At 74.0% G+C, this 12,015-nt stretch carries 12 protein-coding genes and 2 pseudogenes; 8 read left to right on the top strand and 6 right to left on the bottom strand.

Features of this window, described 5'->3' with window-relative positions; all coding sequences use genetic code 11:
* Nucleotides 1-7 precede the first annotated feature (7 nt).
* Together AB0B33_RS12975 and AB0B33_RS12970 are read left to right on the top strand one after the other, a co-directional pair.
* Entirely contained in the window at nucleotides 8-664 is a 657-nt protein-coding gene (locus tag AB0B33_RS12975) for an alpha/beta hydrolase (RefSeq protein WP_360770427.1), read from the top strand.
* A 32-nt stretch (nucleotides 665-696) separates the two neighbouring features.
* Complete coding sequence (locus AB0B33_RS12970; protein WP_360770424.1) at nucleotides 697-846, top strand: hypothetical protein; 150 nt, start codon at nucleotides 697-699, stop codon at nucleotides 844-846.
* Nucleotides 847-1,241: 395 nt separating this feature from the next.
* On the opposite strand, the pseudogene AB0B33_RS12965 reads toward AB0B33_RS12970, so the two are convergent.
* Nucleotides 1,242-2,129, bottom strand: a pseudogene (locus AB0B33_RS12965) (NADP-dependent oxidoreductase); the annotation flags it as partial.
* Between the two features lie 68 nt (nucleotides 2,130-2,197).
* Between AB0B33_RS12965 and AB0B33_RS12960 the strand changes: the two are divergent.
* Nucleotides 2,198-2,734, top strand: coding sequence for a helix-turn-helix domain-containing protein (locus AB0B33_RS12960; RefSeq protein ID WP_360770422.1), 537 nt, complete (start codon nucleotides 2,198-2,200; stop codon nucleotides 2,732-2,734).
* A gap of 13 nt (nucleotides 2,735-2,747) precedes the next feature.
* On the opposite strand, the pseudogene AB0B33_RS12955 reads toward AB0B33_RS12960, so the two are convergent.
* Nucleotides 2,748-3,074 (bottom strand): annotated as a pseudogene (locus AB0B33_RS12955) (integrase core domain-containing protein); the annotation flags it as partial.
* A 207-nt stretch (nucleotides 3,075-3,281) separates the two neighbouring features.
* Nucleotides 3,282-4,931 carry a DUF6461 domain-containing protein gene (locus AB0B33_RS12950; RefSeq protein WP_360770419.1) on the bottom strand — a complete coding sequence of 550 codons (1,650 nt, stop codon included), beginning with the start codon at nucleotides 4,929-4,931 and terminating at the stop codon, nucleotides 3,282-3,284.
* Between the two features lie 103 nt (nucleotides 4,932-5,034).
* Here AB0B33_RS12950 and AB0B33_RS12945 point away from each other — a divergent pair, with 103 nt between their 5' ends.
* Nucleotides 5,035-6,495: an aldehyde dehydrogenase gene (locus tag AB0B33_RS12945; RefSeq protein ID WP_360770416.1), complete on the top strand. Its 1,461-nt coding sequence runs from the start codon at nucleotides 5,035-5,037 to the stop codon at nucleotides 6,493-6,495.
* On the opposite strand, the gene AB0B33_RS12940 is transcribed toward AB0B33_RS12945, so the two are convergent.
* On the bottom strand, nucleotides 6,492-6,827 hold the full coding sequence (locus AB0B33_RS12940) for a cupin domain-containing protein (protein WP_247022900.1): 336 nt from the start codon (nucleotides 6,825-6,827) through the stop codon (nucleotides 6,492-6,494). The genes AB0B33_RS12945 and AB0B33_RS12940 overlap by 4 nt on opposite strands.
* A 72-nt stretch (nucleotides 6,828-6,899) precedes the next feature.
* Here AB0B33_RS12940 and AB0B33_RS12935 point away from each other — a divergent pair, with 72 nt between their 5' ends.
* Together AB0B33_RS12935 and AB0B33_RS12930 are read left to right on the top strand one after the other, a co-directional pair.
* Complete coding sequence (locus tag AB0B33_RS12935; protein WP_360770414.1) at nucleotides 6,900-7,835, top strand: helix-turn-helix domain-containing protein; 936 nt, start codon at nucleotides 6,900-6,902, stop codon at nucleotides 7,833-7,835.
* A 29-nt stretch (nucleotides 7,836-7,864) separates the two neighbouring features.
* The gene (locus AB0B33_RS12930; protein ID WP_360770411.1) at nucleotides 7,865-8,230 is read left to right on the top strand and encodes a hypothetical protein; all 366 of its coding nucleotides are present in this window, start codon (nucleotides 7,865-7,867) and stop codon (nucleotides 8,228-8,230) included.
* Nucleotides 8,231-8,295: 65 nt separating this feature from the next.
* On the opposite strand, the gene AB0B33_RS12925 is transcribed toward AB0B33_RS12930, so the two are convergent.
* A complete protein-coding gene (locus AB0B33_RS12925) occupies nucleotides 8,296-9,066 on the bottom strand; it encodes an inositol monophosphatase (RefSeq protein ID WP_360770408.1) in 771 nt (256 codons plus the stop codon).
* A gap of 27 nt (nucleotides 9,067-9,093) precedes the next feature.
* On the opposite strand from AB0B33_RS12925, the gene AB0B33_RS12920 reads away from it, so the two are divergent.
* On the top strand, nucleotides 9,094-9,993 hold the full coding sequence (locus AB0B33_RS12920; RefSeq protein ID WP_247022896.1) for a LysR family transcriptional regulator: 900 nt from the start codon (nucleotides 9,094-9,096) through the stop codon (nucleotides 9,991-9,993).
* On the opposite strand, the gene AB0B33_RS12915 is transcribed toward AB0B33_RS12920, so the two are convergent.
* On the bottom strand, nucleotides 9,990-10,598 hold the full coding sequence (locus tag AB0B33_RS12915) for an NAD(P)H-binding protein (RefSeq protein WP_360770406.1): 609 nt from the start codon (nucleotides 10,596-10,598) through the stop codon (nucleotides 9,990-9,992). The two genes, AB0B33_RS12920 and AB0B33_RS12915, sit on opposite strands and share 4 nt — an antisense overlap.
* Nucleotides 10,599-10,731: 133 nt before the next feature.
* Here AB0B33_RS12915 and AB0B33_RS12910 point away from each other — a divergent pair, with 133 nt between their 5' ends.
* Entirely contained in the window at nucleotides 10,732-11,775 is a 1,044-nt protein-coding gene (locus AB0B33_RS12910) for a DUF2235 domain-containing protein (protein WP_247022894.1), read from the top strand.
* Nucleotides 11,776-12,015: the final 240 nt, after the last annotated feature.

Genomic DNA, 12,015 nt, shown 5'->3' with positions numbered 1-12,015 from the left:
GGAAACCATGAACCTCGTGCTCGTCCACGGCGCCTGGCACGGACCCTGGTGCTGGGAGCTGCTCGTCCCCGAGCTGCAGAACCGCGGCTGGACGGTGTCCACAGTGGACCTCCCGAGCACGTCCGGCGACCCGGCGGCCGGGATGCACGCCGACGCCGACGCCGTGCGGGCGCACCTGGCGGAGCTCGACGGCCCGGTGACGCTGCTCGCGCACTCCTACGGCGGCGTCCCGGCCACCGAGGCCGCGGGCCCGAACGTCCGGCAGCTCGTCTACCTCGCGGCGCACGTGCTCGAAGAGGGCGAATCGGTGGTCTCGCCCCTGGGCGGGCCGTGGTTCCCACCGGACGCGGACTTCGCACCGGGCGGCGAGCCTTCGGAGGCGTACTACCACGACGTCCCGGCGGATCGGGCGCGCGAAGCGGTGGCCCGGCTGCGGCCGCAGAGCGCGAAGGCGTTCACCGAGGAGCTGACCCGGGCGGCCTGGCGGGACATCCCGTCGGCTTTGATCGTCTGCGACGACGACCGGAGCCTGCCCGGGGTGATCATCGAACGCGCCATCGAGGGCGGGCGGGTGAAGGTGGTCCGGCACCTGCCCGGCGGACACTCCCCGTTCCTGGCGCGGCCGGCCGAGCTCGCGGCGTTGGTCGACGAGATCGCGCGCTGACGGCTGCCCGTGCGAGCCGCGGTGACCGGCCGGTGAGGCGTTCGAAGCCGCCGGGCTCGACGGGCATCGTCGGCCCGGCGGTCGCCGCCACCGCCGGGATGCGGACCCTCACCTCCCGCGTGCTCACCGGGTTCGCGGACCCCTCCGGCTCCCGCTGCCACGCCGCCGCGCCGGCCGGTTGAGAGCGGACCGGCCGGCCGGGCGCGCGCTCGAGCGTCGCGGCGATCTCCGGGTGGCTCACGGTTCCCGTGCCGCCGATCGCCGCGACCGGCCCGGGTGACGCGCCGGACCCTGGTGCGGGAAGGCGTGCTCGGCCGCGACGACGCCAGGGCCTACCGGCTGACCGAGCGGGCCCCGCCCGGTGACCGGCGCTGCGTGCCCTGCTGCGCTGGGCGCCGAGTCCGCCTGGACGCGGAGAACCGCCGCGGGGAACGCGGGCCCTCGTCCCGGTGCCGGAGCTGCGCATCGAGCCGGACCCGGGCTACGAACCGGCGTCGGCGCCCAGCGACCCGGTCTCCACGGAGATGAACCGCTCGCGGCTGCTGCTCGAACCGATTTCCGCGCCCGCCTGGACCCGGAGCACGATCTTGCCCCGCCGCGGCCCGGTGACGGCGTGGGCCGCGGCGGCTTCCGCCAAGGGGAAGACGGCCTGCAGCGGCACGGAGAACCGGCCTTCCTCGAAGAGCGCGGCGGCGTGCGGGAGGCCGTGGCGCCCGTCCGGCTGGCCGCCCAGCGCACCGACGGAAACGCGGACGCCGTGCTCCGGGCCGCTGAAGTCGGCCAGCGTGACCACCTTCGACGGCGTCCCCGTCAGCTCGACCAGCTCCGGCAGCGAACCCCGGCCGGCGACGTCGAGGGCCGCGTCGACCCGCCCCGGGACACGTCCGCGCAGGCCGGGGCCGTAGGGGACGGGGCTCGCCCCCAGCTCGGCGAGGAAGTCCTGGCCGGCCGGCGCGGCCGTGCCGACCACGCGGGCGCCGCGAGCCAGCGCCAGGAGGACGGCGAGGCTGCCGACCCCGCCGGACGCGCCGTCGACGAGCAGGGTCGAGCCGGCGCGGACGTCGAGCAGGTCGAGGGCGCGGGTCGCCGTCTCGACGCCGGACGCGGCGCCACCGGCCTGCTCCCAGGACATCGACGGCGGTTTCGCCGTCCAGAACGCGAGGACGGCGAACTCGGCGCTCGCCCCGCCGAGCCGGGCGACGTCGACCGCGCCGAAGACCTCGTCGCCCACCGCGACGCCGTCGGCGTTCGCCTCGTCGACCACGCCCGCCGCGTCGACGCCGGGGATGTGCGGCAACGCGATCGGCGAGCGCGACTCCCCGGCGCGGATCGCCAGGTCGACCGGCGAGACCCCGGCCGCCCGCACGCGGATCCGGACCTCACCCGGGCCGGCGTGCGGCTCCGGCAGGGAGCCGAGGGACAGGACTTCGGGCGGGCCGAACCGTTCGAACCGGACTGCGAACACGAGCGCTCCTCACCTCGGATGCGCCTACGGTAGAAGTGATCACCGGTGACGAACGGGAAGTGAGAGCCGTGCGGGACGAACTGACGCACAAGCGCCGGGCGGACGCCGAGCACAACCGGCGGCACCTGGTGTCGGTGGCGCACACGGCGTTCGCGCGGGACGGCGTGGACCTGCCGGTGCGCGAGATCGCCCGGCGCGCCGGCCTCGCGCCGGCGACGGTCCACCGGCACTTCCCGTCGCGCGACGATCTCCTCGCGGCCGTGCTCGACGGCCAGGTGCGGCGGTGCGAGCGGCAGCTGCGAGCGGCGCTCGCCGACCCCGACAGCCGCCGCGCGCTGACCCGGACGTTCCACCGCTTCGGCGAATGGCAGGTCGCGGAGCGCGGACTCGTCGGCGCACTGGGCGGCGCGGCCTTCGCCGAGCGGCGCCGCGACCACGCCGAAGCGTTCGCGCGGCTGGTCGAGCGAGCCGGCGCCGAGGGAGTCCTCCGGCCGCGAGTCTCGGTCGACGACGTCCGGGTGGCGCTGATGGCGATCACGTCGGCACGCGCGCTGCCGGCGGCCCGGCGGTTGACCGGGGTGTTGCTGACGGGCCTGCTCGCCTAGGTGTATTCGGCCATCAGGTTGGTGGCAGTCGGCTGATGGGTGGGTGACCTCCGGGTGCGCTGTGGCGGCGTTGAGTGTTGTAGTGCTCGAGCCAGGGTGCAAGAGCTGCCGTGCGTTCGGTGTTGCTGGCGAAGACCCGGCGGTAGGCCCACTCGGTTTGCAGCGTGCGGTTGAGACGTTCGACCTTGCCGTTCTGCCAGAGGCAGTGAGGCTTGATGAACTTCTGCCGAATGCCGTGTTCGGCGCAGACTTCACGCAACGACCACCTGTAGGCCCAGGCGTTGTCGGTCATCAGCCGTTCGATCCGGGTGATGCCGCAGCCGGCGAATTAGGCGATCGCGTGGGTGTGGTCCGGGCGTTACGGTGAGACAGGAGAGCCTCCGGTTGGCGTGGGTCCTAGACAAGCCACACCTCAGCCGGAGGCTCTCCTCACATCAACCAGAGCTTCCGCTACCAACGTCCTGGCCAAATACACCTAGGGCCTGTATCGAGCCGGGCCGGGCGATGGTGGGTTCACGGTGCGCTGCTGCCGCGGCGGGCGACCGGCCTAGCCCGGGATCCGGTACGCCACCCCGGCCCGCTCGATGTCCTCCAGGTCTTCGGCGTGGAGTCCGCGGCCGGTGAACCGTTCCACCGCCACGAGGCCCTTCTCGTCGAGGTCGCGGTAGTCCGCCAGGTCGAGGCCCGCGAGCGCCGCCGTCACCTCCGGGTCGGCGGCCGGCTCCCCCAGTCCCGGCTCGAACGACGCCAGCACCTCGCCGCCGCGGGCGAAGGACAGCCTCGTCACCGCGTTGACGTTCCAGAACATGCTCGCCGCCCGGCCCGTCCTCGACACCGCCGTCAGGACCTCTTCGTGCGAACCGAGGTAACCGTTCTCCTCGATCACCAGCACGACGCCGCCGAGGTCCAGCGCCGCCAGCCACGGGTCGGCGTACGCCGGCCTCAGCTCGGCCAAGGCTTCCGGCCGGTCCGGGTCCGCGCCGAAGCCGCGCACCACCTCGGCGACGGGCAGGCCGGTGACCACCGTGACCGTCGCCGCCACCGCCAGGTTGGAGCGCCGGATCCAGCGGTAGCGCACCTCCGGCCGGTCCACGAGCGCCGGTTCGGGCTCGCCGCGCAGGCGGTGACCGAGGCGGTCCGCGCGGGCGTGCACCCGGGCCGGTTCCGCGGGCGCCGCCCAGACCCAGACGTCGTAGCTCTCCTCCTCCGGGTCGTCGCGGCCGTAGGCGTGCACGCGGACGCGGTACTCGCCGGGCCACGGCGGCGTCGTCACGCCCACCCCCGCCGACGGCGCCAGCGCCGCCCCGCCGTGCTCCGCGCGCCAGGACAGGTCCACGACCTCTTCCCAGCCGTGCGTCTCCGCTTCGGCGGGCGGCTCGGCGAGCACGCGGACGCCGACGCGCACCGAGCCCGCCTCCGTGCCGGCGCGGATCACCACACCCCCGGCGGCGGCTTCCGCCAGGCCGTTCTCGGCGAAGTCGCCGAACGCCGGGAAAGCGCCTTCGGTCAAGGCGAACACGTGGTCGCGGACGTCCACGAACGTGGTCCCGGAACGGGGCAGCCGGTACTCGGCGCGTTCCTTCTCACGGACGGCTGCGGCGTACCCGGCGGGCATCGGCGTCGCGCGGAGCCGCCCGGCCGCCACGCCGAGCGCGATCCCCACGATGGCCGCGATCCCGGGCTGCCCGGCCTCGCGCGCCGCAATCGCCGTCGTCACCAGCGCGATCGAAAGGTGGGCAGCGCCGTGTGCGGCCGCGATCGCCGCTTCGTCGCCTTCGGCGGTCAGGAACGGCGCGAGGGCTTCGTCGGCCGTGACGGCCGCGGTCAGGTCCGCCACGAGGTCGATCAGGTCGGGCCGGAACTGGATCAGCAGCCGCGCTTCCCGCACCGCTTCCGCTTCGCTGTCGCTTGAGAGGAAGCCGAACGAGCCGGACTGCGGCGGCGTGAGTTCCCCGGTGACCGGGGGCGCCGGGATCGTCAACGACGCCAGCGTCAGCTCGACCGCCCCGTGCACGCGCTCGACGACCCACGACGGCACGGACCGCAGCGAGCGCACGACCTCGGCTTCGGGCCAGTCCGGGAACCGCGGTGGCGGTTCGAGCGCCAGCCGGCCCAGCGCCGCGGCCGGCGCGGGCGGGAGGGCGGCTCGGACGACGGGCACGGCAGCGGCCACGGCGGCCGCGAAGTTCTCCCCCATGCGGCCACTCTGCCAGATCCGCCATTGATTGAGCCTTGAACTACTCTTCCGCTCAGTGGAATCGCCCGCCCGGCCCCGGCCGCGCGCACACCAGTCTCGGGGCATGACCCTGCACCGCGAACTGTTCATCGACGGCAAGGAGGTGCCCGCCGAGGGCGGGCGCACCACCGAGGACACCAGCCCGTACACCGGCGAGGTGTACGCGACCGTCGCCGCCGGGCGGCCCGCCGACGTCGCCCGTGCCGTCGAGGCCGCGCACCGCGCGTTCCCCGGCTGGGCGGCCACCGCACCCTCGGCACGGCGCACGATCTTCTTGAAGGCGGCCGAACTCCTCGACGCGCGCGCCGCCGACGCCGTCACCCTGATGGCCGGCGAAGTCGGCGGGGCCGCTCCCTGGGCGCGGTTCAACGCCGGCCTGGCCGCGAACATCCTGCGCGAGGCCGCGGCCGCGATCACCCAGCCGCTGGGCGAAGTGCTGACCACCGACACGCCCGGGCAGCTGTCCCTGGCCGTGCGGGAGCCCGCCGGGGTGGTCGCGGCGTTCTCGCCGTGGAACGCGCCGCTGATCCTGGGTGTGCGGTCGATCGCGGTGCCGCTGGCGGTGGGCAACACCGTCGTGCTGAAGCCGAGTGAGGACGCGCCGATCGCGAGCGGGCTGTTCCTCGCCGACCTCCTGCGCGACGCCGGGCTGCCGCCGGGCGTGCTCAACGTCGTCACCAACGCCCGCGAGGACGCCGCCGAAGTCGCGCAGGCGCTGATCGCCGACGACCGCGTCCGGATCGTCAACTTCACCGGCTCGACGAGCGTCGGCCGGATCATCGGCACGACCGCGGCGCAGCACCTCAAGCCGGCCGTGCTGGAGCTGGGCGGCAAGAACGCGCTGCTGGTGCTCGACGACGCCGACCTGGGCTACGCCGTGGACGCGGCCGCGTTCGGCGCGTTCCACAACGCCGGCCAGATCTGCATGTCCACCGACCGGATCCTGGTGCACCGCTCGATCGCCGAGGAGTTCACGGCGAAGCTGGCCGCGAAGGTCGGCGCGCTCCCGCACGGCGATCCCGCGGACCCGGCGACGGTCGTCGGCCCTGCGATCGACGCCCGCGGCGCCCGGCACGTCGAAGAACTGGTGGCGGAAGCGGTTTCCCAGGGCGCCCGCGTCCGCACCGGTGGCCGTCCGGCGGCCGGCGCGCTGTACGCCCCGACGGTGCTGGACCACGTCACCGCGGACATGCGGATCTTCCGCGAGGAGATCTTCGGCCCGGCCGTCACGGTGCTCGCGGTCGACAGCGACGACGAGGCGGTCGAGATCGCCAACGACACCGAATACGGGCTCACGACCGGCGTCATCACGGAGAACGCGGGCCGCGGGCTGGCGCTGGCGCGGCGGCTGCGCACCGGGATCGCCCACGTCGGCAACCAGACGATCGACGACGAAGCGCAGGCCCCGTTCGGCGGCGTGAAGTCCACCGGCTACGGGCGCTTCGGCGGCCGGTGGGGCGTCGAAGCCTTCACCGACACGCGGTGGATCACGGTGGCCGGGCAGCACAACCACTTCCCGTTCTAGCCCTCCGGGTAGAAGAGGAACAGGGTGCAGCCGGTGGCGCTCGCGGGCACGTGCCAGGACCCGGCCGGCGCGTGCAGGAAGGTGCCCGCGGGGTGGTCGCGGGCACCGTCGTGGAACGTGCCCGCGACGACGTAGACCTCCTCGGGCCCGGGTTCGTGGACGTCCCGGCGCGGCCACGCCGTGCCGGCGTCCATCTCCAGGACCCCGGCGTGCGCTCCGTTCTTCCCGGTCCACAGTGGACGGAAGCGGATGCCGGGGAACAGTTCGCGGACGGGGGCTTCCGTGACGGCGGCGGAGGTGTAGCCGTCCTGCTCGAGGATCTCGGGGTGCATGCCCGCCACCCTGCCCGGCCGCGGCGGGCCGTGGACAGTGTCCGGGAAGACACCTTGGGGTACTTTCGTGCCATGCATCGCGTGGTGGCACTGGTGCGGCCGGTGCAGTCGACGTTCGAGCTCGGCATCGCCGCCGAGGTCTTCGGCACGCCGCGGGCGGGCGTTCCGCGGCACTACGAGTTCGACGTCTGCGCGGAGACCCCCGGCCCGGTCCCGACGACGGCAGGCTACGCGATGTCCGTCCCCAGTGGACTGTCGGCGCTCGCCACCGCCGACACCGTGCTGATCCCGGGCTGGGCGCCGCTCGAAGCCCCGTTGCCGGCGCGCGTCCGCCGTGCGCTGCTGCGCGCCCACGCCCGCGGCGCCCGCCTGGTGGCCATCTGTTCGGGCGTGTTCGCCCTGGCCCGCACGGGCCTGCTGGACGGCCGGTCGGCGACGACCCATTGGGCCCGCGCCGACCAGCTGCGGCGCGAGTTCCCGCGGGTGCACGTCGAGCCGGACGTGCTGTACGTGGACCACGGCGACGTGGCCACGAGCGCCGGCGCGGGCGCGGGGATCGACCTGTGCCTGCACCTGGTCCGGAAGGACCACGGCGCGGCGCACGCCGCTCTCGTCGCGCGCCACATGGTGATGCCGCCGCAACGCGAAGGCGGGCAGGTGCAGTTCGCCCCGCCGGCCGCGTCCCCGGATGCGTTGGACGGCCTCTTGGACTGGGCGGCCGACCGCCTGGGAACGGCGTTGTCGGTCGGTGATCTCGCCGCGCGGGCGGGTGTTTCCCCGCGCACGCTGGCGCGCCGGTTCACCGACCAGCTGGGGACGAGCCCGGGTGCGTGGCTGCTGGCACGCCGGGTGACGGAGGCCCGTGCGTTGCTGGAGAACACGGACCTGCCGGTGGAGTCGATCGCGACCCGGGTCGGGTTGACGTCGGCGGTGAACTTGCGCCGGCGGTTCCGTGACCAGGTGGGGACTACGCCGGGGGCGTACCGGCGGGCGTTCCGGACCCCCTGAGCCTCCCGCGGACGGGATAACGTGCGGGCATGGTCTTCTGGCGCAAGTCACGGGAACGCCGCGCGCGCCTCTCCGCGGTCGCGGATCGCGTCGGGGCCCGCACCGGCACCGTTTTGCTGGACGCGTTTTCCGGCGGCGGCGCCAACGGACCACTCTGCCTGGGGGTCGTCACCCTGCGGACCGGCGATTCCGGAGAAGTCCTTCGCGCGCAGATCGACGCCGTGGTCGCCGCGGGGTACGCCCCGCCGGGACACCTCCGCGCCGACGAGTGCGCGTTCGTCGACAACCCCGGGTTGCCGATGCTGACCATCAGCACCTATGCGGCGGGGAAGGTGATCCCCCAGCACGGCGAGGTCCCGTCGGGACAGACCGGGGTCGTGGTCAGCCTGGCCTGAGGCCTGTCCTGCACGTGCGCACCAAGGTCCACCGGCGGCCGGACGACTTCCGAGCAACGGTCCCGTCACGCCGTGAGGACTGCCAGCGCCGCCGCGTGCACGCCGGGCGCGGCGGCGAGGTAGCTCTCGCTCGTGAGGTCCCACGGCTTGCCGTCCAGGTCGGTCACCACGCCGCCGGCTTCCTGCACCAGCAGCACCCCCGCCGCGTGCGAGCGGACGTTGTCCAGCTGCCAGTGCACGTCCATGCGGCCCGCCGCGAGCTGGGCGAGCTGGTGGCTGACCGGCACCGAGATCCGCACGTACAGCGCGGCGGCGGACATCGCGGTGAACGACCGGCCCATGCGCTCGAAGAACTCGGCGTCGTGCCCGGGTTTCGCCTGCCCGGTGCCGGCGAGCGCGCCGTCGAGCGACGTCTTGGCGGAGACGCGCAGCGGCACGCCGTTCAGGAACGCGCCGCCGCCGGCTTCCGCGGTGAACAGCTCGTCGAGCACCGGGGCGTACACCGCCGACAGCACCGGGCGCCCGTCGCGGACGAGGCTGACCCCGATGTTCCAGTCGGGCATCCCGTGCACCGCGTTGACGTTGCCGCCGACCGGGTCGACGAGCCACCACTCGCCCGGTCCGAGCGGCCCGGCGCCGTGTTCGTCGTCGAGCCAGCGCGCGTCCGGCCGGATGCCGGCCAGCGCCGGGCGCAGCACGTCGACGACGGCGGCGTCGTTGTCGTGCAGGTTCGCCAGCAGCTCCGGCAGGCCGGGCGGCCGCGGGTCACCGGCGTAGCGCGCCAGGATCCGGGCACCCGCTTCGCGGACGGCGGCGGCGAGCAGTTCGTGGGACATGGTTCCTCCTGTGGTTGTCTTGCGGTCGTGCACCTCGACTTGAACCTGCTCACGGTCTTCGACGCGCTGCTCGAGGAGGGCAGCGTGATGGGCGCCGCCGAGCGGCTGCACCTGTCGTCCCCGGCGGTGAGCCGCACGCTCGGGCGGCTGCGCAAGGTGACCGGCGACGACATCCTCGTGCGCACCGGCCACACGATGGCGCCGACGCCGTACGCGCTGGCGGTCCGGGAGGACGTGCACCGGCTGGTCCGGCAGGCCCGCGACGTCCTGACGCCGTCCCGCGAGCTGGACCTGGCGGAGCTGGACCGCACCTTCACGATCCAGTGCCACGACGCGCTGGCGGCGTCCGTGGTCCCGGTGCTCACCGGCCGGTTCCAGGAGCGGGCGCCCGGGGTCCGGCTGCGGGTGCTGGCCGAGAACTCCGCCGACACCGACGACCTGCGCCACGGCCGCGTCGACCTCGAACTCGGCGGTGGCCGCCCGGAGCTGCCCGAGTTCCGGTCCGAGGTGCTCGGCCACGACACGCTCGTCGTCGCGATGCGGGCCGGGCACCCGTGCGCCGAAGGCCTCGACCTGCGCGCTTACGCGGCGTTCCCGCACGTCCTGGTCTCCCGGCGCGGCCGGCTCACCGCGCCGATCGACGACGTGCTGGCCGCGGAAGGCCTGCAGCGCCGGGTGGTCGCGGCCGTGGCCACCGTGTCGACGGCCCTGCAGACCGCGGCGCGCGGCGACGTGCTGGTCACCTGCACCGCGCTCCTCGGCCGCCCGCTGATCGACGCGTTCGGGCTGATCACCCGCCCGCTGCCGGCGGAGGCCCCCGCGGCGCCGATCAGCTGCACCTGGCACCAGCGCTACGACTCCGACCCGGCGCACGCCTGGCTGCGCGAACAGGTGGCGGCGGCGCTCGAAGAGGTCGTCGCGGGCTAACCGGCCAGCGGCAACGCGACCGCACCGGCGAACCGCGGTTCTTCCGCCTCGTCGAGCATGGCCGCGGCGACGGTCGCCCGGGTGACCTTCGCCCCGAGGTCGAACGGCGGCGCCTCGGCCAGTCCCGCCGTGCGCCGCTCGGGGTCTTCCGGGCCGTCGGCGAGCATTCCGGCGTGGAAGACCGTGCCGCCGGCGGCGAGCACGGCGGTGTCGGCCGCGACCTTGTCGCCGAGCCGGTCGCCCAGGAGCGGCCCGAGCACGCCGGCGGCTTCCCCCGCCACCTCGGCGGACGGGCCGGTGCCGTACGCGCCCAGCCAGATGATCCGCTTCGGCCCGGCGGCGATCACGGCCTCCGCCCCGGCCAGCAGCGTCCCGGCGCGGTCCGTGCCGAGTCCGGACAGCACGACCGAGTCCGCGTCGAGGACCGCGGCGACGCTCGCCGGGTCGGCCACGTCGGCCGCGGCTTTGCGCAGCCCGGGGCCGTCGGGGAGGGCGATGCGGGCGGGGTCGCGGGCGACGGCGGTGACGGTGTGGCCGCGCCGGAGGGCTTCGCGGGTGAGCTCGAGGCCGGTCCGGCCGGACGCCGCGAGGACGGTGAGGTTCATGCCCCTGACGCTAGGGACGTGGGCGATTGACATCAAGTGCAAGTATCGCAAGGAATGAGTTACCCATACGCAATCGAGTAACGCGCTCCTACCCGGCGGCGACTCACGCATGTCCGGCGCCGGGGAGGCAACGATGGCGAAACGACTGGTCGTCTGCTGTGACGGCACCTGGAACTCACTCACCCAGAAGGCACCGACGAACGTCGTCAAGGTCAAGGACGCCGTCGCCGCGGTGGACCCGGCCGGGACGAGGCAGCTCGTGCACTACCACGAGGGCGTCGGGACCGGGAAGCGGCTGTGGGACCGGCTGGCCGGCGGCGCGTTCGGCTGGGGCCTGTCCGCCAACGTCCGGGACGCCTACCGGTTCGTCGTCGAGCACTACGAGCCGGGCGACGAACTGTTCTTCTTCGGCTTCAGCCGCGGCGCCTACACCGCCCGCAGCGCCGTGGGCATGATCCGCAACTGCGGGGTGCTCCTCCCCCGGCACGCGAGCCGCGTCGACGAGGCCTACCGGCTCTACCGGGACCGGGATCCGGCGACCGGCCCGGCGAGCCCCGCGGCGCGGGAGTTCCGCGACAGCTTCTCGCACGAGGACGTGACGCCGATCCGGTTCATCGGCGTCTGGGACACCGTGGGCGCGCTGGGCATCCCGCTCAGCGGCGGCCGCCTGCTCAACCTGCTGAACCGGCGCTGGCAGTTCCACGACACGCAGCTGACGTCGATCGTGCAGTCGGCCTTCCAGGCACTGGCCGTGGACGAGCACCGCAAGGCGTTCCGCCCGGCCGTCTGGCAGCCCTCGCCCGACGCGAACGGCCAGGAACGCGAGCAGGTCTGGTTCGCCGGGGCGCACTCCGACGTCGGCGGCGGCTACCCCGAGCAGGGCCTGTCGGCGCTCGCCCGGCAGTGGCTGGTGAGCAGGGCCGAGAAGTGCGGGCTGGTCTTCGCCCCGGACGGCTTCGACGGCCTGGCGCCCGCCGACGACCTCGGCGTGCTGCACGACTCGCTGACCCTGCTCTACAAGTGGTTCGGCTCGGTCCACCGCGAAATCGGCGTGGTGGACCCGCCGTCGGAGTCGCTCTCGTCGTGCGCGCGCTACCGCCACGAGACCATGACGCCGCCCTACGCGCCCCCGAACCTCGTGAAGTACCTCGAGTCGCCGCGCATCACGGAGGTGTGAGCACACGGCCTTGCCCGGCCGGGCCGACGTTCGCGGATTTTCGGGCATTCGGGTAGCGGAGCGGACACGTACTGTTCAGCTCCTGTTACCTTGCTTGAAAGTTTGACGAAACGTCCGGCCTGGTCATCGGAGGTCGTCCATGGGGAACCCGTTGGTCGCGGAGACCAAGGACTCGACCAAGGCGTACTCGGGCATCTCGCTGCTGGAGTCGGCGAACGACCTGAAGTCCGCGATCGAATC

Origin of the sequence: Amycolatopsis sp. NPDC049159 (assembly GCF_040648295.1) — a bacterium.
Classification (GTDB): Bacteria; Actinomycetota; Actinomycetes; order Mycobacteriales; family Pseudonocardiaceae; genus Amycolatopsis; species Amycolatopsis pretoriensis_A.
Note: the sequence above shows the minus strand (reverse complement) of the source record. Positions and strands in the feature narration are given on the sequence as shown.